23 protein-coding genes and 2 tRNA genes are annotated in these 23,997 nt (G+C 64.5%); 12 read left to right on the forward strand and 13 right to left on the reverse strand.

All coding sequences use genetic code 11. The annotated features are described in order from the left end of the window. The first annotated feature begins 37 nt into the window (after positions 1–37). From IB256_RS03055 to IB256_RS03065, 3 genes are all read left to right on the forward strand, one after another. Entirely contained in the window at positions 38–889 is an 852-nt protein-coding gene (locus IB256_RS03055; protein WP_138215256.1) for a helix-turn-helix transcriptional regulator, read from the forward strand. A 205-nt stretch (positions 890–1,094) separates the two neighbouring features. Then, the gene (locus IB256_RS03060; RefSeq protein WP_192291331.1) at positions 1,095–3,266 is read left to right on the forward strand and encodes a TonB-dependent receptor family protein; all 2,172 of its coding nucleotides are present in this window, start codon (positions 1,095–1,097) and stop codon (positions 3,264–3,266) included. 168 nt (positions 3,267–3,434) lie between these two features. Further along, on the forward strand, positions 3,435–5,309 hold the full coding sequence (locus IB256_RS03065) for an MFS transporter (protein ID WP_192401226.1): 1,875 nt from the start codon (positions 3,435–3,437) through the stop codon (positions 5,307–5,309). Positions 5,310–5,372: 63 nt separating this feature from the next. On the opposite strand, the gene IB256_RS03070 is transcribed toward IB256_RS03065, so the two are convergent. From IB256_RS03070 to rdgC, 4 genes are all read right to left on the reverse strand, one after another. Continuing rightward, a complete protein-coding gene (locus IB256_RS03070) occupies positions 5,373–5,582 on the reverse strand; it encodes a cold-shock protein (protein ID WP_045210321.1) in 210 nt (69 codons plus the stop codon). Positions 5,583–5,787: 205 nt separating this feature from the next. Beyond that, complete coding sequence (sugE, locus tag IB256_RS03075; RefSeq protein WP_017522056.1) at positions 5,788–6,102, reverse strand: quaternary ammonium compound efflux SMR transporter SugE; 315 nt, start codon at positions 6,100–6,102, stop codon at positions 5,788–5,790. A 134-nt stretch (positions 6,103–6,236) separates the two neighbouring features. Next, entirely contained in the window at positions 6,237–7,193 is a 957-nt protein-coding gene (locus IB256_RS03080) for a bile acid:sodium symporter family protein (RefSeq protein WP_081520205.1), read from the reverse strand. A 72-nt stretch (positions 7,194–7,265) separates the two neighbouring features. Next, the gene (gene rdgC, locus IB256_RS03085; RefSeq protein ID WP_017522054.1) at positions 7,266–8,186 is read right to left on the reverse strand and encodes a recombination-associated protein RdgC; all 921 of its coding nucleotides are present in this window, start codon (positions 8,184–8,186) and stop codon (positions 7,266–7,268) included. Between the two features lie 177 nt (positions 8,187–8,363). Here rdgC and IB256_RS03090 point away from each other — a divergent pair. The 4 genes from IB256_RS03090 to IB256_RS03105 all read left to right on the forward strand — a co-directional run bounded on the left by IB256_RS03090 (position 8,364) and on the right by IB256_RS03105 (position 10,362). Next, positions 8,364–8,439: transfer RNA gene (locus IB256_RS03090), tRNA-Val, on the forward strand. Positions 8,440–8,452: 13 nt separating this feature from the next. After that, positions 8,453–8,529, forward strand: a tRNA-Asp gene (locus IB256_RS03095). 286 nt (positions 8,530–8,815) lie between these two features. Beyond that, the gene (locus tag IB256_RS03100) at positions 8,816–9,562 is read left to right on the forward strand and encodes an FKBP-type peptidyl-prolyl cis-trans isomerase (RefSeq protein WP_081520206.1); all 747 of its coding nucleotides are present in this window, start codon (positions 8,816–8,818) and stop codon (positions 9,560–9,562) included. Between the two features lie 374 nt (positions 9,563–9,936). After that, positions 9,937–10,362 carry a YkvA family protein gene (locus tag IB256_RS03105; RefSeq protein ID WP_192291325.1) on the forward strand — a complete coding sequence of 142 codons (426 nt, stop codon included), beginning with the start codon at positions 9,937–9,939 and terminating at the stop codon, positions 10,360–10,362. Here the strand turns inward: IB256_RS03105 and IB256_RS03110 are convergent. After that, complete coding sequence (locus IB256_RS03110) at positions 10,350–11,108, reverse strand: substrate-binding periplasmic protein (RefSeq protein WP_192292501.1); 759 nt, start codon at positions 11,106–11,108, stop codon at positions 10,350–10,352. The two genes, IB256_RS03105 and IB256_RS03110, sit on opposite strands and share 13 nt — an antisense overlap. Before the next feature lie 85 nt (positions 11,109–11,193). On the opposite strand from IB256_RS03110, the gene IB256_RS03115 reads away from it, so the two are divergent. From IB256_RS03115 to IB256_RS03125, 3 genes are all read left to right on the forward strand, one after another. Next, positions 11,194–11,511 carry a helix-turn-helix domain-containing protein gene (locus tag IB256_RS03115; RefSeq protein WP_192401228.1) on the forward strand — a complete coding sequence of 106 codons (318 nt, stop codon included), beginning with the start codon at positions 11,194–11,196 and terminating at the stop codon, positions 11,509–11,511. Then, positions 11,508–11,873 (forward strand): hypothetical protein, encoded by a 366-nt coding sequence (locus IB256_RS03120; RefSeq protein WP_081520209.1) that lies wholly within the window; start codon positions 11,508–11,510, stop codon positions 11,871–11,873. Before IB256_RS03115 ends, IB256_RS03120 begins: the two co-directional genes overlap by 4 nt. A gap of 70 nt (positions 11,874–11,943) precedes the next feature. Beyond that, the gene (locus IB256_RS03125; protein WP_225594682.1) at positions 11,944–12,360 is read left to right on the forward strand and encodes a tetratricopeptide repeat protein; all 417 of its coding nucleotides are present in this window, start codon (positions 11,944–11,946) and stop codon (positions 12,358–12,360) included. 1 nt (position 12,361) lies between these two features. On the opposite strand, the gene IB256_RS03130 is transcribed toward IB256_RS03125, so the two are convergent. Then, the gene (locus tag IB256_RS03130; protein WP_192401230.1) at positions 12,362–14,110 is read right to left on the reverse strand and encodes a bifunctional diguanylate cyclase/phosphodiesterase; all 1,749 of its coding nucleotides are present in this window, start codon (positions 14,108–14,110) and stop codon (positions 12,362–12,364) included. A 91-nt stretch (positions 14,111–14,201) separates the two neighbouring features. Further along, complete coding sequence (locus IB256_RS03135; protein WP_081520212.1) at positions 14,202–16,280, reverse strand: carboxy terminal-processing peptidase; 2,079 nt, start codon at positions 16,278–16,280, stop codon at positions 14,202–14,204. A gap of 138 nt (positions 16,281–16,418) precedes the next feature. Between IB256_RS03135 and IB256_RS03140 the strand changes: the two genes are divergently transcribed. Further along, positions 16,419–17,381, forward strand: a complete 963-nt coding sequence (locus IB256_RS03140; protein ID WP_192401238.1) for an NAD(P)H-quinone oxidoreductase — start codon at positions 16,419–16,421, stop codon at positions 17,379–17,381. 28 nt (positions 17,382–17,409) lie between these two features. Then, positions 17,410–18,576 (forward strand): site-2 protease family protein, encoded by a 1,167-nt coding sequence (locus IB256_RS03145; protein WP_192401240.1) that lies wholly within the window; start codon positions 17,410–17,412, stop codon positions 18,574–18,576. Between the two features lie 27 nt (positions 18,577–18,603). Here the strand turns inward: IB256_RS03145 and IB256_RS03150 are convergent, their stop codons facing one another. The 6 genes from IB256_RS03150 to IB256_RS03175 are packed head-to-tail and all read right to left on the reverse strand — an operon-like array spanning position 18,604 to position 23,784. Next, positions 18,604–19,257: an HAD family hydrolase gene (locus tag IB256_RS03150; protein ID WP_192291317.1), complete on the reverse strand. Its 654-nt coding sequence runs from the start codon at positions 19,255–19,257 to the stop codon at positions 18,604–18,606. After that, on the reverse strand, positions 19,257–20,252 hold the full coding sequence (locus IB256_RS03155) for an ABC transporter ATP-binding protein (protein WP_192381130.1): 996 nt from the start codon (positions 20,250–20,252) through the stop codon (positions 19,257–19,259). The genes IB256_RS03150 and IB256_RS03155 overlap by 1 nt, the downstream gene beginning before the upstream one ends. After that, positions 20,249–21,037: an ABC transporter permease gene (locus IB256_RS03160; protein WP_045210308.1), complete on the reverse strand. Its 789-nt coding sequence runs from the start codon at positions 21,035–21,037 to the stop codon at positions 20,249–20,251. Before IB256_RS03160 ends, IB256_RS03155 begins: the two co-directional genes overlap by 4 nt. Continuing rightward, positions 21,021–21,863: an ABC transporter permease gene (locus tag IB256_RS03165; RefSeq protein WP_192291313.1), complete on the reverse strand. Its 843-nt coding sequence runs from the start codon at positions 21,861–21,863 to the stop codon at positions 21,021–21,023. The genes IB256_RS03160 and IB256_RS03165 overlap by 17 nt, the downstream gene beginning before the upstream one ends. Next, the gene (locus tag IB256_RS03170) at positions 21,860–22,669 is read right to left on the reverse strand and encodes an alkaline phosphatase family protein (RefSeq protein WP_151187962.1); all 810 of its coding nucleotides are present in this window, start codon (positions 22,667–22,669) and stop codon (positions 21,860–21,862) included. The genes IB256_RS03165 and IB256_RS03170 overlap by 4 nt, the downstream gene beginning before the upstream one ends. A 56-nt stretch (positions 22,670–22,725) precedes the next feature. Continuing rightward, on the reverse strand, positions 22,726–23,784 hold the full coding sequence (locus IB256_RS03175) for an ABC transporter substrate-binding protein (RefSeq protein WP_192401242.1): 1,059 nt from the start codon (positions 23,782–23,784) through the stop codon (positions 22,726–22,728). Positions 23,785–23,997: the final 213 nt, after the last annotated feature.

Consider the following 23,997-nt stretch of genomic DNA (forward strand, 5'->3'; position numbering starts at 1 on the left):
GGCTCGGCGTTTAGATCATTCCAGGGCGGAGTAGTGCATGGCAGAACACGACGCGAGCGGCGAACGCACCCGCTTCTGGCGCGCCCAGGAGCTGGGCGGCGTCGAGCTGCTGCACGCGCGCTACATCGAGCAGGTGTTCTCGCCCCACGTCCATGAAGGCTTCGCTTTCGTCATGATCGAGCAGGGCGCACAGCGCTTTCACCATCGCGGCGCCGAGCACTTCGCCCCGGCCGGCAGCGTGGTGTTGATCAACCCCGACGAGGTGCACACCGGTTCCAAGGCCGACGAGGCCGGCTGGCGCTACCGCGGCTTCTACCCGGAGCTGGCGCAGGTGTCGGGCGTGCTGGAGGAGCTGGAACTGGGCGGAGGCGGTACGCCGTCGTTCGATGCCAGCGTGGTGTTCGATCCGGAGCTGGTGCAGGCGCTGTTCGCTGCCCACCGCCTGGTGGATTCCGACGCCACTGTGCTGCAGCGCCAGACCTGCTGGCGCGAGGCGCTGTTGCTACTGTTCCAGCGCCATGCGCGGATTCCCGAGGCACCGCCAGCGGGCAAAGAGCCCGTGGCTGTGGCTCGCGCCCGCGAGCTGCTCGGCTCGCGATTGATGGAGCCGCCGTCGCTGGAAGAACTGGCCGCCGCCGTCGGGCTGTCGCCTTTCCATTTCGCCCGCGTGTTCCGCAAGGCCACCGGCTTGCCGCCCCATGCCTGGCTCAAGCAGCGCCGGCTGGAGCAGGCGAGGGCGTTGCTCAAGCAGGGCTGCATGCCGGTGAACGTGGCGATGCAGCTGGGCTTCGCCGACCAGAGTCACCTCAGCCGGCAGTTCAAGCAGGCCTATGGCGTCGGCCCCGGCGAATACCGCCAGGCCTGTGCGCGGTCTTTCCGTCCCGTCTGATTTTTCCGGCGTCGTTATCGGCCAGAGCCCGCCACCGAAGGGCTGCTGGCCTATTGCCGTGGCTGATGAACAGTCGTTCGAGATGCCGAAAAGAGAATCTGAGTCAACCGGAATATTTTGTCATTTGCGATACATTTGCATTTACAAAATTTACAATCAGTTCTAATTTCCCGCCCCTTCACGAAGTACCCGGGGAGGGGGAAGCATGTCGCACGTTCGTTCGTGGTCGCGCCTGGCGATCGCCGTAGCCCTGGCCACGCCGCTGCTGCCAGCGCAGGCCGAGGAAGAGACCAAGGAGCTGGAGACCGTCACCGTGGTCGGTGACTGGCTTGGCGAGGCCGATCAGCAGGTGGTGCAGAACCACCCCGGCGCACGCACCGTGGTGCGTCGCGAGCAGATGATCGAGGAAGGCGCGCAGAACGTGCGCGACGTGCTGCGCGGCATTCCCGGCGTGCAGGTGCAGGACAACAACGGCACCGGCGGCAGCGATGTTTCCCTCAACGTCGGCGTGCGCGGCCTGACCTCGCGCCTGTCGCCGCGCTCCACCGTGCTCATCGATGGCGTCCCCGCCGCCGTGGCACCCTACGGCCAGCCGCAGCTGTCGATGTTCCCGCTGTCGGTGGGCAACCTCGACAGCGTCGACGTCGTGCGTGGCGCCGGTTCCGTGCGTTATGGACCGCAGAACGTCGGCGGGGTGATCAACTTCGTCACCCGCGCGATTCCCAAGGAATTCTCCGGCGATGTCGGCAGCACCGTGGAAACCGCTTCCCACGGCGGCTGGAAGAAGCTCTACAACGCCTTCCTCGGCGGCACCGCCGACAACGGCATGGGCGCTGCGCTGCTGTACTCGGGCGTGAAAGGCGCGGGCTACCGCGACAGCAACGACGCCACCGATATCGACGACGTGATGTTCAAGACCCACTGGGCACCCACCGACGCCGACGAGTTCTCCGCCAACTTCCACTACTACGACGGCAGCGCCGACATGCCCGGCGGCCTGACCCAGGCGCAGTTCGACAAGGACCCGTACCAGTCGGTGCGCGACTACGACAACTTCACCGGCCGTCGCAAGGACGTCTCGTTCAAGTACAAGCGGCAGATCGACGACCTCACCCAGGTCGAAGTGCTGACCTACTACAGCGACAGCTTCCGCGGCAGCACCATCGCCAACCGTGACCTCAAGACCCTGGCGTCGTACCCGCGCGACTACCACACCTTCGGTATCGAGCCGCGCGTGTCGAAGATCTTCATGGTCGGCCCGACCACCCAGGAAGCGAGCATCGGCTACCGCTATCTGAAGGAAGCGATGCACGAGCGCGCCAGCCAGGTCGCCCTGATCAACAACATCCCGACCACGCTGCCGACTCCCGGCGGCGACGGCCACACCTACCAGGACCGCACCGGCGGCACCGAGGCGAACTCCATCTACCTCGACGACAAGATCGACGTGGGCAACTGGACCGTCACCCCGGGCATCCGCTTCGAGCGCATCTCCACCGACTGGCACGAGCGCCCGGTGATCGACAACAAGGGCAAGCCGGTCCAGGAAAAGAACCGCAGCAAGGACTACAACGAGCCGCTGCCGGCGCTGGCGGTGATGTATCACCTGTCGGACGAGTGGAAGCTGTTCGCCAACTACGAGACCTCCTTCGGCAGCCTGCAGTACTTCCAGCTCGGCCAGGGCGGCAGCGGCAACGACACTGCCAGCGGCCTGCAGCCGGAGAAGGCGAAGACCTACGAAGTGGGCACCCGCTACGACAACGGCACCTGGGGTGGCGAGGTCACGCTGTTTTACATCGACTTCGACGACGAGTTGCAGTACATCAGCAACGACGTGGGCTGGACCAACCTGGGCGCCACCAAGCATCAGGGCATCGAGACCTCGGCGCACTACGACATGGCTGCGCTCGACCCGGTCCTTGCCGGCCTGACCGCCTACGGCACCCTGACCTACACCCGCGCGACCTACGAAGGCGAGATCCCCGGCTTCAAAGGCCGTGACCTGCCGCTCTACTCGCGCCAGGTGGCGACCATCGGCCTGCGCTACGAGCATGACCGCTGGACCTACAACTTCGACGGCTTCGCCCAGTCGAAGCAGCGTGCGCCCGGCCCGACCACCAACTCCAACGGCAGCTTCACCGGCGACTACATCACCGAGCCAACTGCCGACGGCCAGTACGGCAACATCCCCGGCTACGTGCTGTGGAACGCCCGCGTGGGCTACGACTTCGGCCCGCAGGCGTCGAACCTTAAGGTTGCCGCCGGGGTGAAGAACCTCTTCGACCAGATGAACTACACCCGCTCCAGCGACAACAACGCCGGTATCTACCTCGGCGAGCCGCGCACCTTCTACGTGCAGGGCAGCGTCGGCTTCTGAGGTCATCCCGGTTGATTGAAAAGCCCGTCCTTCGAGACGGGCTTTTTCTTGCACGGATTGCACGGTTCGAATGGATTTGTGCGGGAAATGTGGCTTTTCTTCACGCTGTTGCCGTCATATCCGTGCTGTCATTCCGGCTCAAGGCCGCTACGCAGGTATACAAGGACGATGTCTCAACACTCGCAATTCGCCCTGCTGGGCACCAAGCGATTCCTGCCCTTCTTCATCACCCAGCTGCTGGGTGCGTTCAACGACAACATCTTCAAGCAGTCGCTGATCCTGGCGATCCTCTACCACCTCACCGTCGGCGGTGACCGCAACCTGCTGGTCAACCTCTGTGCGTTGTTGTTCATCCTGCCGTTCTTCCTGTTTTCCGCCCTGGGCGGACAGTTCGGCGAGAAGTTCAACAAGGACGCGCTGATGCGCGCGCTGAAGCTGGCCGAGATCGTGATCATGGCGGTGGGCGCCGCGGGCTTCGTGTTCGGCAGCCTGCCGCTGCTGTTCCTCGCGCTGTTTGCCATGGGCACCCACTCGGCGCTGTTCGGTCCGGTGAAGTATTCGATCCTGCCGCAGCACCTGCGCGAGGACGAACTGGTCGGCGGCAACGCCCTGGTGGAAATGGGGACCTTCCTCGCCATCCTCTGCGGCACCATCGGCGCCGGCGTGCTGATGTCGCGGCAGGACTACGCCGCCGGCGTCGGCATTGCGGTGGTGCTGGTCGCCGTCTGCGGTTTCCTTGCTAGCCGCAACATCCCCCGGGCGGCCGCTGCACTGCCGGACCTGAAGGTCGACTGGAACATCTTCCGCCAGTCCTGGAGCATTCTCCTGCTCGGCCTGCGCCAGCGTCCGGCAGTGTCGCGCTCGCTGGTGGGCAACTCCTGGTTCTGGTTCCTCGGCGCGGTCTACCTGACGCAGATCCCGACCTATGCCAAGGAGCTGCTGCACGGCGACGAAAGTGTGGTGACGCTGATCCTCACCGTGTTCTCGGTGGGTATCGCGCTGGGCTCGATGCTGTGCGAAAAGCTCTCCGGCAAGAAGGTGGAGATCGGTCTGGTGCCCTTCGGCTCCATCGGCCTGAGCCTGTTCGGCATCCTGTTGTGGTGGCATTCAGGCGGTTTCCCGCAGGGTGAGCAGCCCTACAACTGGCTGGCGGTGCTGGAGCATTCGCAGTCCTGGGCGGTGCTGGCGGATATCCTTGGCATCGGCATCTTCGGTGGCTTCTATATCGTGCCGCTGTACGCGTTGATCCAGGCACGCACCGAGGAGGACAAGCGTGCACGGGTGATAGCCGCCAACAACATCCTCAACGCGCTGTTCATGGTGGTCGCGGCGATCGTCTCGATCCTGCTGCTGTCGGTGGCGAAGCTGACGATCCCCGAGCTGTTCCTCGTGCTCTCGCTGATGAACGTCGCGGTGAACGTGTACATCTTCAAGATCGTGCCCGAATTCACCATGCGCTTCCTGGTTTGGCTGCTGACCCACTCGATGTACCGGGTCGACCACCGCAACCTCGAAGCCATCCCCGACGAAGGCCCGGCCGTGCTGGTGTGCAACCACGTATCGTTCGTCGACGCGCTACTGATCGCCGGTTCCGTGCGTCGCCCGGTGCGCTTCGTCATGTACTACAAGATCTTCCGCATCCCGGTGCTCAACTTCATCTTCCGCACCGCGGGCGCGGTGCCTATCGCTGGGCGTAACGAAGACGCCGAGACCTACGAGAAGGCGTTCGCCAAGGTCGCCGAGTACCTGCGGGAAGGGGAATTGGTATGCATCTTCCCCGAGGGCATGCTGACCCTGGACGGCGAGATGAACGAGTTCCGTGGCGGCGTGGAGCGCATCATCGAGGAAACCCCGGTGCCGGTGATTCCGATGGCGCTGCAGGGGCTGTGGGGCAGCTTCTTCAGCCGCGATCCGCAGAAGGGCTTCTTCCGTCGCCTGTGGTCGCGTGTCTGCCTGGTGGCCGGCCAGCCGGTGGCGCCGGAGGAGGCCCAGCGCCTGGCGCTGCAGGAGCAGGTCGCCGTGCTGCGTGGTGCGGCGCGCTGATCCTGCTCGCCGCAAAGAAAAAGCCCCGGCAATGCCGGGGCTTTTTCATGGGCGTGTCGCGGTTCAGATAACCTGAACTTCGTCAGCCTGCAGGCCCTTCTGGCCTTCAACCACAACGAAGGAGACCTTCTGGCCTTCCTGCAGCGATTTGAAGCCGGTGCCCTGGATGGAGCGGAAGTGCACGAAGACATCGTTGCCGCTTTCCGGAGTGATGAAGCCGAAGCCCTTGGCGTCATTGAACCACTTGACGGTGCCGGTCTGACGATTCGACATGGAAATACACCTTGAACAATTGAATATTGTTTTGCGGAAAAGTCCGCGCTCGTCCTGAGTTGCAAGGTGCAGTCGAAGCCGGTTGGCGGGGCGTGGCCCCGCCTGGTCACGAGCCACAGTGACCCAAGCAAACACAGTGGCCCGCAGCATACCGACAAATTTTCGGGAAAGCGACAGCCCGCCGGTATCGAGAACCGATACAGCGTCAGTGGCTCAATTTCAGGCCGACCAGTCCGCACAGGATCAGCGCAACGCTGAGCAGGCGTACCGGCGCCATGGACTCGCCGAACAGCACGATGCCGACGATGACGGTGCCCACTGCGCCGACGCCGGTCCAGATGGCGTAGGCGGTGCCCAGCGGCAGATTTCTCATGGCCAGGCCAAGCAGGCCCATGCTGGTGATGATCGCCAGCACGGTCAGAGCGGTCGGTATCGGACGGGTGAAACCTTCGGTGTATTTCAATCCGACGGCCCAGGCGACTTCGAACAGGCCGGCGACGAACAGAATGATCCAGGACATGGAGCTCTCCAGACGGTGGATGGTATGGAGGGCCGTCCCCGCTGGAGCACCGGAAGGTGGTGAGGTCGTCCTCACAATGTGCAGTATTTTGCACAAAACCGGTGCGCCGGGCAAGCCGGCGCCGGTTTTCTGCCCTATTGCGGGGCTTTTTCCCGGACCGATGGCTCGTCGGTCATGCGGCGGAACCAGGTGGAAAGCGTCGCGCCGGAGATGTTGTGCCAGACGCTGAACAGTGCGCTGGGCACTGCCGCCAAAGGCGAGAAGTGTGCGCTGGCCAGGGCCGCGCCAAGGCCGGAGTTCTGCATGCCGACTTCCAGCGCCAGAGACTTGCGCTGCGCCAGCGGCAGGCCGAAGACCTTGGCGGTGAAGTAGCCGAGCAGGAAGCCGAAGCCATTGTGCAGGATCACCACTGCCATGATCAGCAGGCCGGATTCGGCGATCTTCGCCTGGCTGGCGGCGACCACGGCGGCGACGATGATCACGATGGATATCACCGAAATCAGCGGTAGCACGTCCACCACGTGACGCACCCGCGCGCCGAGCAGGCGCTGGGCAGCGAGGCCTAGGACGATGGGCACCACGACGACCTGCAGGATCGACCAGAACAGTGCGCCGAAGGAGACCGGCAGCCACGCCGAGGCCAGCAGCCAGATCAGTGCCGGGGTGAGCAGCGGGGCGAGGAGGGTGGTCACGCCAGCGATGGCCACCGACAGCGCCAGGTCACCGCGCGACAGCCAGGTCATCACGTTGGACGCGGTGCCGCTGGGGCAGCAGCCGACCAGGATGACGCCGACGGCGATTTCCGGCGGCAGGTGCATCAACTGGCAGAGCAGCCAGGCCATGCCGGGCATGATGACGAAATGGGCAATCACCCCGAGGGTGACGCGCCAGGGATGCCGGGCGACTTCGGCGAAGTCCTCGACCTTGAGCGTCAGGCCCATGCCGAACATCACCACGCCGAGCATGGGCACGATGGCGACGGTGAGCGGGGTGAACAGGGAGGGAACGAAGAACGCCAGGATGGCGAAGAGCAGCACCCAGAGGGCGAAGGTGTTGCCCATGAAGCGGCTGAGCAGGATGAGAGCACGCATGGGCCGTCCTTCTTTTTATGTGGGCCTTGTTGTGTTGTCAGGCGCCGCGCGGACGCGGCGCCTGCCGGGGCATCAGATGCCTTCGGGCATCGCCTCGCCACCGAGTGCTTCGATCAGCGCCGGGATGAACTCGGCGAAGGTCAGCATCATCAGGGTGAAGCTGGCGTCGAGCTGGCCGAGGGCATCTTCGCCACCGTCCTGTTCAGCCTTCTCCTGCAGCATGTCTTCGAAGCGCAGGCGCTTGATCGCGACCTTGTCGTCGAGGACGAAGGACAGCTTGTCCGACCAGGCCAGGGACAGCTGGGTGACCAGCTTGCCGGAGGTCAGGTGCAGCTGGATTTCCTCGCTGGTCAGGTCCTGGCGCTTGCAGCGCACCACACCGCCGTCTTCGTGGGTATCACGCAGCTCGCACTCATCGAGGACGAAGAAGTCGCCGGCGGCTTCCTGGGTCTTCACCCAGTCGGTCAGGGTGGCGGTCGGCGCGGTCTTCACGGTCAGCGGGCGAACCGGCAGCGAGCCCAGGGCTTCGCGCAGGGTCGACAGCAGGTCTTCGGCCTTCTTCGCGCTGGAGGTGTCGACCAGGATCAGGCCGAGGCTCGGGGCGATGGCGGCGAAGGTCACCGAACGGCGGATGAAGGCGCGCGGCAGCAGGGTCTGGACGATCTCGTCCTTGAGCTGGTCGCGTTCCTTCTTGTAGACCTTGCGCATCTGCGCAGCTTCGATCTCGTCGACCTTCTCCTTGAGCGCGTCACGCACGACGCTGCCGGGGAGGATGCGCTCTTCCTTGCGCGCGCTGACCAGGAAGAAGCCCTCGCTGGCATGCACCAGCGGGGCGTCCGGGCCCTTGCCGAAAGGCGCGGAGAAACCGTAGGTAGTCAGTTCCTGGCTGGCGCAGGAGCGCGCCGGCTTGCTGGCCAGGGCTTTCTCCAGGGCATCGGCGTCGATCTGCAGATCCTGGGTGAGGCGGTATACGAGCAGGTTGCGGAACCACATGAGGGGCTAACTCCTGGACACAAAGGATGCATTATTCCGTTCGGCGCGGTTCAGGCCAACCCCGTTTCGTCATTCGCACTCTTCATCTAAGCCTTTGGAACATCTGAAAATTTTTTTCATCCGGGGGCTTGTCAGGTGCAAATGTCCTCCGTAGAATGCGCCCCACTTCGAGACGAAGGGTGATTAGCTCAGCCGGGAGAGCATCTGCCTTACAAGCAGAGGGTCGGCGGTTCGATCCCGTCATCACCCACCACTCGAGGTCCGACGCAGCGGTAGTTCAGTCGGTTAGAATACCGGCCTGTCACGCCGGGGGTCGCGGGTTCGAGTCCCGTCCGCTGCGCCACAATTCGAAAAGCCCTCAGGTAGCAATACCTGAGGGCTTTTTCTTTGCCTGCCTTTTTTATCGGCAACGGGCTTTCCTGTGAAGCTTCCCGTCGAAAGTTGCTCGTTTCGATCACAGCGATTCCGTGCTGGCCGTCTGACTTATCCTGTTAATTTTCTTATAAGTTTGCTGTGGGAACTTCTCCCCCGGTAGTGGTTCCTATTGCCCATAGCCACTGGCCACGAGCGCCTGATAAGCTCGCGGCTTCATTACTTCAGCCATGACGGCGCAAAGACAAGGATTCAGCATGAAACAACATCGGTTGGCGGCAGCGATCGCGCTGGTCGGCCTGGTTCTCGCGGGCTGCGACAAACAGGCCGCCGAAGTGGAACTCAAGACTCCTGCGCAGAAAGCCTCCTACGGCATCGGCCTGAACATGGGCAAGAGCCTCGCCCAGGAAGGCATGAATGACCTGGATTCGAAAGCCGTCGCCCTGGGTATCGAAGACGCCGTTGGCAAGCAGAAGCAGAAGCTGACCGACGAAGAGCTGACCGAAGCCTTCACCGCCCTGCAGAAGCGCGCTGAAGAGCAGGTCGCCAAGAAGAATTCCGAGGCCCTGGAAGCCGGCAAGAAATTCCTCGAGGAAAACGGCAAGCGTGAGGGCGTGGTCACCACCAAGTCCGGCCTGCAGTATGAAGTCGTGAAGAAAGCCGACGGCGCGCAGCCCAAGGCCACCGACGTCGTCACCGTTCACTACGAAGGCAAGCTGGTCGATGGTACGGTCTTCGACAGCTCCATCCAGCGTGGCAGCCCGATCGACCTGCCGGTTGGCGGCGTGATTCCGGGTTGGGTCGAAGCCCTGCAACTGATGCACGTCGGCGAGAAGATCAAGCTCTTCATCCCGAGCGAGCTGGCCTACGGCGCCCAGAGCCCGAGCCCGACCATCCCGGCCAACTCGGTCCTGGTGTTCGACCTGGAACTGCTGGCCATCAAGGACCCGAACCAGCCTGAAGCCGAAGCTCCTGCCCCGGCCGCGGAAGCGCCCAAGCAGTAACTGAGTACCTTCGTACCAGAGAAAACGCCCCGTTACCCACGGGGCGTTTTCATTTGTGCTGGAAGCGCTCTGGAACGCTGCGCTGACCGCCGGGTCTGAAAGGGAGTAACCTTGGGGCCGGTGTTACCCTTATGCACATATTTGACGCAGATGAAACAATGTCCTCCCCTTGACATTGGTAAGCCCATCGCTTAGCTGCAACTGCATGATTTTTAACGCATTTACAGGGCTGAACAAAAAATCGCCGATCTGTCTGCAGCCCTCATGGCTCGGGCGTTTTGGCGATATCGAGGGTGGCTTTCAACAGAGTTATCCACAGGAAAGGTGGATAACCTGAACCTGCTTTGTACGAACTTTCCTATCGAGGTGAATCGATGAAAAAGCCTCCGGGATTTGACCGTTTCCTGAAGCTCGCCAGCCGTTTCATCGCTGGTGGGAGATTGCCGGCGCTGCTGTTCGCGGTGTCGCGCAAGAGTGGCCGTGTCAAGCTGGCCAAGACCGATCTGAAGCTGCTGCAGGAGTTGCTGGTGGCCTGGGTACGCGGCGATTACCGCGGCATCAGCTCCCAGGCGCTGGTCTCGGTAGTGGCGGCGCTGTTGTACTTTCTCTCGCCGGTGGATCTGGTGCCCGATTGGCTACTGGGCGTCGGTTTCCTCGACGACCTGGCGGTGCTGGCCTGGGTGATCCGCCGCTGGCAATCGGAAATCGACGCCTTCAAGGTCTGGCGCGATGCGCAAGGCGTGGAAGCCCGCGAAGCCCTGAAGCAACTACCGCCGCCGGAAGCGATTCAGCGTCTCTGACGCAACCGCGCAGTCTGTTGGCCAAGCAGGCGCTGGATCGAGCCGTCACTGACCATCGCCTGCAGTACGGCATCCAGTCGCTCGGCGGGTAGCGGTAACGCCGGGCCGTACGAGCAGTAGATCGAGTAGCGTTGCACATTGCTGCTATTGATCGCCACGGGCAGTTCATGGTGCTGCGCGAGGAGGAATTCCAGCGGGCGGCGCATCTCGATCAGTGCGTCCAGGCGATGGGCTTCGAGCATGTGCAGGCGGGTATCCAGGTCGCGCACGTCGGCGCGCTTCACACGGCCTTCGGCGAAGGCCTGCATGAGCGGGGCGGGGTAGACGTAGCCCAGGCTGGTGCCGATGCGGATGTCGTGCAGCTGCGCGAGATTCTCCACCGGTGGCGCGTCCGCACGCTGGGCCAGGGCGTCTTCTTCCTCGAACAGGCTCGGCGACCAGTGCAGCCTTTCCGGCGCCTTCATCCACTGCGGATTGTTGATGCACAGCAGGTGGATCGCGCCCTGGGCGAGGGCCGGTTCTGCGCGCTTGTCCGGCGTTTCAACGAAGCGAACCTCGAGCCCCAGGCGCTGTCCGACGCTTTCGCCCAGATCGCGGATGAAGCCAGGAGCCAATTCATGGTCGATACTTTCTGCGTAGGGCATGCCGTTGCTTGGCGAATAGCCCCAGCGCAGTTCCTCGGCGCCACACAGGGCGCTGGCCAGGCATAGGCAGAACGGAAGGAAGCGCTGCAAGTCGGTCCCCATGTCTGGTGGCGAGAAGCGGTGCGCAGTATAGCCGGCACAGGCACGCATCAGGCTGTTAAGATGGCCGCCTGCAAGGAGTGTTGTCATGAACGTTCAAGTCATCATGCGTGACGGCGAAGCGGAGTACGCCGTGGTTCCCTGGGGCGAGTACCAGGCCCTGCTGGCTGCCGCCGGCCGGGGAGTCGCCCAGGTCGTCAAACCCGTTGCCCCCCCGGCATTCGACGAGAAGCCGGACTGGAAAGCACTGCGTGAAGCTCGAGGCTTGTCCATTGAGACGCTGGCGCGTTCGGTGGGTATCAGCCCGTCCTACCTGGGACAGATCGAGAACGGCGAACGCGAAGCCAGCGACGCCATCCAGCATGGCCTGCGTCGTGCCCTGGGCACTGGGGAGTCCGCTTCTTGAGCGTGCAGATCAGTCGCAAGCATTGGGAAGGCCTGCTCGGCGAGCTGGAAGACGCCCGCCGCCAGCGCCATCTGCTCACCTACCGCGCGCTTATCGAGCGCCTGCAATTGCCGACCCCGGCGATGACCGTGCTGACCGCCGCGCTGGAACACCTGGCTGCGCTGGATGCCCGCGGTGGTCGTCCGCTGCGCAGCTCGCTGGTGATCAGTCAGGGCGCCAGCCGCCTGCCTCGCACCGGTTTCTTCGAGTATGTCGAGCGCCTGGGGCGTTTCTCCGGCGCCCCGGACGGCCCCGCTGCCGCCGGCTGGCATGCGGCGGAAGTCGCGCGCGTCTTCGAGTTCGAGTACCCCGAGGAACTCTGACGTGGCGACACCCCGCGAGCTGTTCTGGCGCCTGCGAGCGCGGTTGAGTTACGCCCTGGCGCGACGCCTGATGGGCTGGCCGTGGATGGTTCGCCAGCCGCGTTCCTGGGCCTGGATGCAGGGCCAGTTTTCGCGCATGGCCGCTCTGGGAGATGTTGGGGCGCAGAGCTTCTACGGACATCTGCTGCTGTTCCGCGGACAGGGTTTTGGCGCTCGCGAGGAAGGGTTGCGTCTGCTGCGTCTCGCTGCGGCAGAGGGTGACCACAAGGCGGCCTACCAGGTAGGTGTGCAAGCGCTCAAGGGTGATACCCGCCATGCCGCTGATGCGCAGGAAGCCGCACGTTACTGGGGTCAGGCAGCCGAGGCGGGCCACCCGCTGGCGGCGCGCAAGCTCGGCGAGTTGTATCGCAGCGGCGGCCCCGGGCTGGAGCCCGATGATGCCCAGGCCGAGCACTACGAAACGCGCGCCCGAGAGCTGGGCCTCTGATTCACTCGGCCGTGAGGATGTGCAGGCTGTAGCCGGGCATGTTCTTCGCGTGGCGCTTGGCCTCCGAGGCCAGCCCGGCCAACTGGCTGGCATCCAGGCGCTGCCCGGCGCCGCTCTTCACGTGCACCACGCCAATCGACAGTGACAGCAAGGGATATTCCTCGCGCCGCCCCTGGCGGTTGTGCGCGACGAAGCAGCCTGCGTCCAGATGCTCGCGGCTATAGAAGCGCCGGCACTGTCCCTGGAAATCCTCCAGCAGGTGATTGAGGCGTTCGCGCCAGTCCTGCGTGCCCAGCACCAGCATGAAGTCGTCGCCGCCGATGTGGCCGACGAAGTCCCGCGTCGGGTCCACCCGCTCGCCCAGGCACTGCGCCAGGCACAGCAGGACTTCGTCGCCGCGCGCGTAGCCGTAGAGATCGTTGAAGGGCTTGAAGCTGTCGATGTCGACGTAGCACACCACGGCCTCGCGGCCCTGTTGCAGCAGGCGCGCCAGGCACTGCTGGATGGGCACGTTACCCGGCAACAGGGTCAGTGGGTTGGCATGCCGGGCCTGGCGGATCTTCTGCTCGGTAATCAGCTTGAGCACGTCGATCACCCGACCCAGGCCGAGGTAGCGGCCGTTCAGGGTGATGATGAAGTCTTCCTCGATGCGCTGCCGCGCGCGGCTGGTGAGCAGGCGGCTGACCTGCTGCAGTGACTGGCTGCGCTCCACGGCGAGGAAGTCGTCGCTCATCAATCGGCTGATCGGCTTGCGCGCATACAGCTCCGGCGCGAAGGGCTTGAGCAGCGCGTCGGCCAGCGCGTGCCGGTGGACGATGCCTACCGGCTGGTCATCGCGGTCCAGCACGGCCAGGGAGTTCAGGTTGGCCTGGGCGCGGAACGCTTCCAGCACATCGCCGATGGGCGTGCTGTCGCGCACGGCCGGTTGCTCCAGCAGCAGCGGCTCGAGGTCGGATTGATCCTCGGCGAGCAGCGTGCCGGCGTTGTCGACTTCCGGAAGCAGGCCGCGGGCGTCACGCGGCGGTGTTTCGTTGGGTCGCCCGAGCAGGTAGCCCTGCACCAGGTCGACGCCCATCTCCGAGAGTACGGCCAGCTCTTCCGGAATCTCGATGCCTTCGGCAATCACCTGGGCACGGGAGGCATGGGCCATCTTCAGGATCGAGCCGACGAACTCGCGCTTCACCGCATCCAGGTGGATGCCTTCGATGAAGTGGCGGTCGATCTTCACGTAATCGGGGCGTAGTTCGGACCACAGGCGCAGGCTGGAATAGCCGGCGCCCAGGTCGTCCAGGGCAATGGAGAAGCCCATGGCGCGGTAGTGGTGCAGCGCGGTATCGAGGAGGCTGAAGTCTTCGATGGGCGTCTGCTCGGTCAGCTCGATCACCACGTCGCTGGGCGAGATGCCGAAGGTCTGCAGCAACTGCAGTGTGCGGCCGGGCTGGTGGGTCGGTTCCAGCAGGGACTCCGGGGACACGTTGAGGAACAGCTTGCCCTCCAGCTTCAGGTCGCGGAAGCGTGCGCAGGCCTTGCGCCGGCAGAGCAGCTCCAGCTGGCTGAGGCGGCCGCTGCTGCGGGCGATGCTGAACAGCGGCAGGGGCGAGTGCAGGGGGCCGTTGGACGGGCCGCGGGTGAGGGCTTCATAGCCCACCAGACGCCTTTCCGAAAGCGACAGGATGGGCTGGAACAGGCAGTGCAGGTCGCCGTGAGCGAGGATCTGGTCCAGCGCGCTCAACTGCTCGGTGACGGTCATGACGGTTCTCGGTGGCTGTAAAAAGCAAAAGGGCCGGTTTCCCGGCCCTGTGCATTTCACGACAGCGTCATGACTGTTTGATTACATCCGATCAGTGTTTGGCGACCTGGGAGTCCAGATTAAGGTAGTCGATCAGGATGTGCCCGGACTCGGTGAGGTAGGCGTCGTCCTGCGGCTTGGTCTTGTCCTCTTCCGGCAGGGCGTTCTCGTCTTCCTTTTTCAGCTCCTTGAGCGGCTCCTGGCCCTTGGATTTGCGCAGGGCATTCTCCATGGCCAACTGGCGGTTCTCGATGCTGGTCTGCTGGGCGCGACGTTTGGCTTCGTTGAGGCTGACAGTCTTCTCCTTCATCAGCTCCTGGGCCAGGGCGAGACGCTCGCGGGCGTAGACGAAGTCCGCGTTGTGCTCGGTGCGCGCGTCGTGACGGGTGCGCAACTGATCGAGGAACGGCTTGAACGGGTCGGCCTGGGCCTTCAGCGCGGGCTTGATGGTGTCCCACGGCATGGAGTCGGGCAGGGCGCTTTCGCCGATTTCCTTGTCGTCGACGATGGACGGGTAGGCGATGTCCGGGATCACGCCCTGGTGCTGGGTGCTCTGGCCGGAGACGCGGTAGAACTTGGCCAGGGTCAGCTTCAGCTCGCCATGATTGAGCGGCTGGATGGTCTGCACGGTGCCCTTGCCGAAGGTCTGGCCACCGACGATGAGCGCGCGGTGGTAGTCCTGCATGGCGCCGGCGAAGATCTCCGAAGCCGAGGCGGACAGGCGGTTGACCAGCACGGTCATCGGGCCGGTGTAGAAGGCCTTGCCCTCGTCATCGTTGAGCACGTCGACACGGCCGTCGCTGTTGCGCACCAGCACGGTCGGACCCTGGTCGATGAACAGGCCGGTCAGCTCGGTGGCTTCCTGCAGGGAGCCGCCGCCGTTGTTGCGCAGGTCGATGACGATACCGTCGACCTTGTCCTTCTGCAGTTCGGCGATGAGCTTCTTCACGTCGCGGGTGGTGGACTTGTAGTCCGGGTCGCCAGCGCGGTAGGCCTTGAAGTCGAGGTAGAACGCCGGCACGTCGATGATGCCCAGCTTGTAGTTCTTGCCTTCGTGGTCGATGGTGATTTCCGACTTCTTCGCTGCCTGGTCTTCCAGCTTCACCGCCTCGCGGGTGATGGTGACGATCTTGCTGGTCTGGTCGTTCGGCGCGTTGGTGGACGGGATCACTTCCAGGCGGACCTGCGAGCCTTTCGGGCCGCGGATCAGCTTGACCACTTCATCCAGACGCCAGCCGACCACGTCGACCATCTCGCCCTTGCCCTGGGCGACGCCGATGATCTTGTCGGAGGTGGCGATCTGCTTGCTCTTCTCGGCGGGGCCGGCCGGTACCAGGCGCACGACCTTGACGTAGTCGTTGTCGCTCTGCAGCACGGCGCCGATGCCTTCCAGCGAGAGGCTCATGTTGATGTCGAAGTTTTCCGCGCTGTCCGGCGACAGGTACTGGGTGTGCGGATCGTAGGTCTGGGCGAAGGCGTTGATGTAGGCCTGGAAGATGTCTTCGCTGCGGGTCTGCTCAAGGCGCATCAGCTGGTTCTTGTAGCGCTTGGTCAGCTGTTCCTGGATGGCCTTGTTGTCCTTGCCGGCGATCTTCAGGCGCAGGACTTCGTCCTTCACCTTCTTGCGCCACAGGTCGTCGAGCGCGGCGCTGTCTTTCGCCCAGGGCGATTTCTCGCGGTCGATTTCCAGCGATTCGTCGGTGTTGAAGTCCATCTTGTCGACGCCCTTGTTCAGGGTGGCCAGGGCGAAGTCCAGGCGCTCCTTCAGGCGGTCGAGGTGACGCTTGTAGATGGTGAAGCCGGGCTCCAGTTCGCCGCTTTTCAGGAAGTCGTCGAACTGGGTGCGCCAGGGCGCGAACTGGTCGATGTCGGCGGCGGTGAAGTACATGCGCGCCGGGTCGAGTGTCTTCAGGTAGCTGTCGTAGATTTTCGCCGAGCGCTCGTCGTTCAGCGGCGGCTTGTTGTAGTGATGGCGCTTGAGCAGCTCAACGATGTTGAGGCTGGCGATCACTTGATCCCGGTCGGGCTGCAGGCCGTCCCAGACGTTCGGGCTGGTGGTCGCCGCGAACGAGGAAAAGGCAGTTGCGCCGAGGATGAACAACAGGGCGGTACGGGGCAAAAATCGCTTCATGCTGATTCGACTGATCGCGGAGTTATGACGCATATTAGGCCTTAATTGGCGGCGCCGGGTTCAATCGCAGGTGAATTCGGCGCGAAGAAAGGGCCCGACCTTACGGATCGGGCCCTGCGAAGTCACTATGGAGGCAGCGTGAACGCATTGCAAGGCATCGAAGGGCGAGTGGAGTGGGCCGAGCGCCCGAACCCGACTTGCGCACAGGGACAGATCCGCATCCAGGTCGCCGCCGCGGGACTCAACCGCGCCGACCTGTTGCAGGTGGCCGGTCTCTACCCACCGCCGCCGGGGGCGAGCGACATCATTGGCCTGGAATGTTCGGGTGTGGTGACCGAGGTCGGCGCGGGCAGCACCTGGCAGGTGGGCGACCGCGTCTGTGCCTTGCTGGCTGGTGGTGGCATGGCTGAGGAAGTGGTGGTGGACGAGCGTCATGCGCTGCCGGTGCCTGCGAGCCTGAGCCTGGCCGAGGCCGCCGCGCTGCCGGAGGTGTACGCCACGGCGTGGCTGAACCTGTTCATGCTCGGTGCGCTGCAGCCCGGTGAGAAAGTCCTGCTGCACGCGGGCGCCAGCGGCGTAGGCTCGGCCGGTATCCAGCTGTGCAAGGCCTTTGGCAGCCCGTGCTGGGTGAGCGTCGGTTCGGCCGACCGTCTCGCCTATTGCGAGGGCCTCGGCGCCGAGGGCGGCGCCCTGCGCGGCGAGAGCCTCGAATCGCTTCGGGATTTCGCTCCCTTCGATGTGATCCTCGACCCTGTTGGGGCGAACTACGCCAAGCTGGACCTGGAAATCCTCGGCCGCGACGGTCGATGGGTGGTCATTGGCCTGATGGGCGGTCGCAAGGCTGAACTGGACCTGGCCCTGCTGCTGGGCAAGCGTGTCCAGCTGATCGGCTCGACCCTGCGTTCGCGCGACGCCGACTACAAGGCGCAGCTGATCGCCGAGCTGGGGCAGAAGGTCTGGCCTCTGTTCGAATCCGGCAAGTTGAGCCCGCAACTGGAGCGCACCTTCCCGGTCCGCGACGCGCAGAGCGCGTTCGATGCCCTGGCGAGCAACCAGGTGCAGGGCAAGGTGGTGGTGCTGATCGACGAAAGCCTGAGCTGATCAGGCGCTTGGCGCAGGGAGCGCAGCCATGAGCGAGACAGGGATGTCGCAAAGCAGGATCGGCAATGCTGCCGGTCTCTGGTCATTGCCCGAGTGGCTCAACACGCCCCTGCGGATGCTGACGGTTATCCTCGGTGGCGCGACGGGCGCGCTGGGCATGGCCCTGAGCATGCTCTCGATGCCCGCCGAGCCGGTGTGGATCGTCCCCGGTCTGCTGCTCGGCTTCGTGGCCATCTACCAGTCCATTTTCGTGCATGAATTCGGACATCTCTTGGGCGCCCGCCTGGGGGGAATGACGGTGATGCGCCTGCGCGTCGGCCGCTGGGATTTCCGCATGCGGCGCCGAGGCTGGACATTCAGCCGGCAGCCGAAGCACCCGCAGAAGCTCGCTGGCTATGTGATGGCTTTCGCCGACCCGCGTGGTCCCTGGCGGCGCCAGCATGTCTGGTTCAACGCCGGGGGGCCGTTGGCGAACCTGCTCGTGGCAGGGCTCGCAGGACTGGTTTCGCTGGCGCTGAAGGACGGCCCTGTGCAGGGCCTCCTGCTCGCGGTGGCGGCGACCAATGCCTGCATGGGCGTCGCCAATCTGTTGCCGGTACAGGGCAAGCTCAGGCAGGTCAGCGATGGCTTGTGGATGCTGCGCTGGTGGCGCGGGATGGATGCGGCGCACCCGCAACTGGCCTTCGCGCGCCTGATGGGGCTGTCCTGCTCGGGGCTGTGTGCGGATCAGATGCCCGAGGCGGAGCTGCAGCTGCTGGAATCCCAGGAGTCACCGATGCCGCTGGTGGCACTCTACATCCGTCTGCGTGCGCTGCAGATCCAGGGCCGCTGGCAGGAGGCCGCCGCGCTGGATTCATCCTTCCAGGTGCAGCGCAATGCACTTCCTGATGCGCTGCAGAAGGTGCTGTACGACATGCTCAGGTTGATCAGCGCCGAGCTGGCATTCGCTCAGGCCGTTGCGTCTGGAAGTGTGCTCGGCCTGTTCGACGAGTTGTTGCCACAGCGCCTGCAGCGCGAGTACGCGAGCATCTGGGCGCGCTGTCTGGCAGTACGCGCTGCGGCGGCGGGGGATCAACAGGAGTTTCGCCACCAGCTTGAGCGAGCAGTGGCCTTTGCCCGGCTATCACCGGATCTCTCGCAGGAGACGGAAGAGCTGCGCATGCAGAAGCATCTGCTGGAGCTGTTGCCGGCCTGACGGTTCAGGCAGACCGGCGCGCCGGGTTCACTTCCAGTTCAGAACGTCCCAGCCCATCTTCTGCGCGTGCTCCAGCAGCACCGGGTCGGCGTTCACCACGTGCGGTTTGCCCACCAGCTTGAGCAGCGGCAGGTCGTTGCGCGAGTCGGAGTAGAAGTGCGCTTCGGCCAGCGGGCTGTCGTCGCCCTCCAGCAGGTCGAGCAGGCGCAGCACCTTGCCTTCGCGGTAGGTCAGCACGCCCTCGGTGCGGCCGGTATAGTGGCCGTTGAGCACTTCCAGGTCGATGGCCAGCACTTCGTCGATGCCGATGCGTTCGGCGATGGGCTGCACCAGGTGCACGCCCGAGGCGGAGATCACCAGCGGACGGTCGCCAGCCTCGCGGTGGCGGGCGAGGCTGGCGCAGGCATCGGTGTGGATCAGGGGCTCGATCACGTCCTCGACGAAGGTTGCCACTTCCCGCTCGATCTCATCCACGCTGCGCCCGGCCATCGGTTCCAGGGCGAAGGCCATGTAGTCCTCCATGGGCAGTTTGCCCTGCGCGTACAGCGCCATCAGTTCGGCGTCGCGCTTGAGGAACGACTCCGCGTCCACCCAGCCGAGATCGGCCATGCGCTGGCTCCACAGGCTCGCGCAGTCGCCGTCGATCAGGGTGTCGTCGAGGTCGAATATCACCAGGGCCATCAGGCCACCTCCCGAATGCTTTCAAGGTCGATTTGCAGGCCGAGCTGGGTGCCGGCCGGGTACAGCCGCTCGGCGCTGCGATTGAGGACGTCCACGGTCAGCTCGACGCCACTGGCGTCGACCCGGTAGCGGATCACGTTGCCCAGCAGGCTGTGGGAGAGTACCCGAACCGGGATGCCTTCGCCCGGCTCCACGCTCAGGCGCAGGGACTCGGGGCGGATCGCCACCTGCTGGCGGAACGGCCGGTCGAGCAGCTTGGTTGCCTGGGCGGCGTCGAGCAGGTTGTAGTTGCCGATGAAACCGGCGGCAAAGGCGTTTTCCGGCGCGGTGTAGAGCGTCTCGGCGTCGCCGCTCTGGACGATGCGCCCGGCGTTCATCAGCACGATGCGGTCGGACAGCGTCAGGGCTTCTTCCTGGTCGTGGGTGACGAACACCGTGGTCAGTTTCAGCTCCTGCTGGATGCGGCGGATCTGCTCGCGCAGGTGCTTGCGGATGCGCGCGTCCAGCGCTGACAGCGGCTCGTCGAGCAGCAGCAGGCGCGGGCGGGTGACCAGCGAGCGGGCCAGGGCGACGCGCTGGCACTGACCGCCGGACAGCTGGTGCGGATAGCGCGCCGCCAGCGGGCCGAGCTCGACCATCTCCAGCGCCTCGCGCACGCGCTGGGTTGACTCCGCAGCCGGCACCTTCTGCATGCGCAGGCCAAAGGCGACGTTCTGCTCCACGGTCATGTTGGGGAACAGCGCGTAGCTCTGGAACACCATGGCGATGCCGCGCTTCTGCGGGCTCCTGGGCACGATGTCCTCGCCGTCCAGCAGGATGCGCCCGCTGTCCACCGCAGTGAGGCCGGCGATGCAGCGCAGCAGGGTGGATTTGCCGCAGCCGCTGGGGCCGAGCAGGGTGACGAACTCACCGCGTTCGGCGGCAAAGTCGATGTCCTGGAATACTGTGGTGCTGCCGTAGCTCTTGTTCAGTGTCTCGACGCTGAGGAAGCTCATGTCTTGTCCTTGTTAAGTCTGTTCGCCGCCCAGGTGAGCAGCAGGACGAAGAGGAAGTAGGAGACCACCACCGCGCTGGTGTAGTGGCCGCTGCTGTTGCGCATGTTGTTGAGGAACACCTGCAGCGTCTCGTAGCGGGTGCCCACCAGCAGGTTGGCGAAGACGAACTCGCCGATGAGGAAGCTGAAGGACAGGAACAGCGCGACCATCAGGCCCTTGCGCAGGTTCGGCAGCACCACCAGCAGGGCGGCCTGCCAGGTGCTGGCGCCGAGCAGGTGGGCGGCGTCCATCAGGTCGTGCAGGTTGATCGCCTGCAGGTTGTTGCTGATCGCCCGGTACATGAAGGGCAGGGCGATGGTGAAGTAGCAGCCGATGAGGATCCACGGCGTGCCGACGATGGGCACCGGGCCCGAGGCGTAGAGCTGCAGCAGGCCGACCGACGACACTACCGGCGGCACCGCGAAGGGCAGCAGGATCAGCACGTTCATCAGCGCGTCCAGGCGCGGGAAGTAGTAGTGGATGACGAACATCAGCGGCAGCACCAGCACCACGCTGAGGATCAGCGCGCCGAAGCACACCAGCAGCGACTGGCCGAAGGCGACGAGGAAGCGCGGGTCGCTCCACAGGGTCAGGAACCACTTCAGGGTCAGCCCGTCCGGCAACACGCTGGCGCTCCACGAGGTGGCCAGCGAGTAGAGCAGGGTGGCGGCCAGCGGCACCAGCAGGATCAGGAACAGCGCATAGACCACCACGCGGTGGTACAGCGGACTAGCGTTTCTCGACATGGTAGCTCCGGCGCAGCAGCCACTGGTGGGCCAGGGTAATGATGCTCATCAGGCCGACCAGCACCATTGCCAGCGCGCTGGCCATGTTCGGGTCGAGGAACACGTCGCCCGAGACCAGCCCGGCGATGCGGATCGGCACCACGTTGAAGTTGCCGGTGGTCAGCGAGTAGACCGTGGCGTAGGCGCCCAGCGCGTTGGCCAGCAGGATGACGAAGGTGCCCAGCAGCGCAGGCGTCAGCACCGGGATGCCGATGTGCCGCCAGAACTCCCACTGGCTGGCGCCCAGCAGCGCGGCGGACTCGCGCCAGTCTTCGCGCAGGGCGTCGAAGGCCGGGTAGAGCAGCATCACCCCCAGAGGAATCTGGAAGTAGGTGTAGAGGATGATCAGGCCGGTCTTCGAATAGAGGTTGAAGTCCTCGATGATCCCCGCCTGTTTCAGCAGCAGCGTGATGGCACCGTTGAAGCCCAGGATGATGATGAAGGCGAAGGCCAGCGGCACACCGGCGAAGTTGCTGGTCATGTTGGCGAAGGCCATCACGAAGTCGCGCAGCTTGCTGTCCACCTGGCGCAGCGAGTAGCTGCCGAGGATGGCGATGGCCAGCCCGATCAGGCTCGACCAGACCGAAATCTCCAGGCTGTAGCGGATCGCCTGCAGGTAGAACGGCGAACCGAAGATTTCGCTGAAGTTGCCCAGGCCCCAGCCGTCGCCGGTGCGCACGCTGTTGATCATCACCCACAGCAGTGGCGCGAGCTGGAAGGCGAAGAAGAACAGCGCGAAGGGCAGCAGGCAGAGCAGGGCGAAGAGTTTTCCGGTGTTCGATCTCATGCCTTGAGCAACTCCCGGCAGACCGGTTTGTCGTGGGCGGCGCCGAGGATCTCGCACAGCGTGCCGCAGAGTTCGATCTGGCGCGGGCGCGCCTGGTCATCGAGGCTGAACGCCTCGCCGAAGACGAACAGTGGCACTTCGCGCTCCTCGGGGAGGATGCCGCCGTGGCTGCGGTCGTCGTTCATGCCGTGGTCGGCGGTGACCATCACCTGGTGGCCGGCGGCCAGCCACTGGTGCAGGTACTCGGAGAGGATGATGTCGACGTGCCGCGCGCTGTTGCGGTACTGCGGCGTGCCCAGGCCATGCTTGTGGCCGGCGTCGTCGATGTTCATCGGGTGCACCAGCAGGCAGTTCGGCGCATGTCGGCGGCGCAGCGACTCGGCATCGGTGAACAGGTGCGAGTCGGGGTAATGGTCCGTCCAGTAGAAGTGGCCGTGCTGGATCGGCAGGGACTCGTCGTCGGTATGACGGTCGCGCGCTGGGTCGAAGGGCGTGCGGTTGTACAACTCGCTGACCCAGTTGTACGCCGCGGCGGCAGTCGTCAGGCCGGCATCGCGGGCGTAGTGGAACAGGCTGCGCTGGTTGGACAGGCGCGACACGTCGTTGTGCAGAATACCGCTGTCGATGGGGCGCACGCCGGTGAGGATGCATTCGTACAACGGGCGGGACAGCGAAGGCAGCTCGCATTCGAGCCGGTAGAGCTGGCCGCGTCCGGCGTTGCACAGGGCCTGCAGGTGGCCCATGCAGTCGTGGGCGACGCTGTAGTTGAGGCCGTCGAGGACGACCAGGATGACGTCGTGGCGCATGGGCGGGGCCTTCGTTGGAACGCGGCCGCCCCGGTGCGAGCCGGGGCGGCTGGGCGTCATTGCATGTTGATGATGACGTTTTCCTGCCACAGGCGCGGCAGACGCTTGGAGGTCTCTTCCCAGGCCTTGGGGTCCTTGATCGGCTGGGCTTTGGCGTACTGCTCGTTGGGCAGCAGCTTGGCCTTCACGTCATCCGGCAGGGTCAGGTGCTCGGCGCGGATCGGCCGAGCGTTGCCCTTGGCCAGGTTGATCTGCCCGGCATCGCTGAAGATGTACTCGCGGGCCAGCTTGGCGGCGTTCGGGTTCTTCGCGTATTTGTTGATGATGGTGGTGTAGCCGGAGATCACCGAGCCGTCGGAGGGAATCAGCACCTCGAAGCGCGACGGGTCGATCTGGTCGCGGTAGCTCAGACCGTTGAAGTCCCAGACGATGCCGACTTCCACTTCACCCTTCTCCAGGGTGTTGATCACCGGGTTGGTCAGCGACAGGCGGCCCTGCTTGGCGAGCTGGGCGAAGAATTCCATGCCCGGCTTGATGTTCTTCTCGTCGCCGCCGTTGGCGATGCTCGCGGCCAGCACGCCGTTGACGGCCTGGGCGGCAGCGCTGACGTCACCGATGGTGACTTTGTACTTGCCCTTGAGCAGGTCGGCCCAACTGTGCGGGACGTCCTTGACCAACTGCTTGTTGACGATGAAGGCGATGGTGCCGGTGTAGGCGAGCGCCCAGTGGCCGTCCTTGTCCTTGGCCCAATCCGGCACCTGGTCCCAGGTGCTGGGCTTGTACGGTTGGCTGACGTCCATCTGCATGGCGATGGGGCCGAAGGCGGCGCCGACGTCGCCGATATCGGCGCTGGCGTTTTCCTTCTCGGCCTTGAATTTGGCCAGCTCCTGGGCCGAGCTCATGTCGGTATCCATGTGCTTGAGACCGTACTTGCTTTCCAGATCCTTCCAGGTGTCCTTCCAGTTCGCCCAGCTGTCGGGCATGCCCACGCTGTTGACCTGGCCTTCCTTGCGGGCGGCGGCTTCCAGCGATTGCAGATCGGCGGTGGCCGCCATGGCGAGGCCGCTGCCCAAGGCAATGGCCGATCCCAGCAGTGAAGCAAGCAAGCGTTTCATTCGGTGCTCCTTCGGATGACGTTCAGTGTTTTCAAGCGTGGTCTAGATCAGCAAGACGCAGGCCAATCTAAGCGGGGCGGATGACAGTTTGATGTAAGCCCCAGGCGCGCCGGCCCGGCCTTGAGCTGCCGGCAGGTCGTAGGGGAAAAGCGTAGACCATCGCCAATGCGTTGATCCGCCTGGTCTACGCTGGTGTCGTTAACTGGCATGGGC

This window comes from Pseudomonas sp. PDM17 (assembly GCF_014851985.1).
Taxonomy (GTDB): domain Bacteria; phylum Pseudomonadota; class Gammaproteobacteria; order Pseudomonadales; family Pseudomonadaceae; genus Pseudomonas.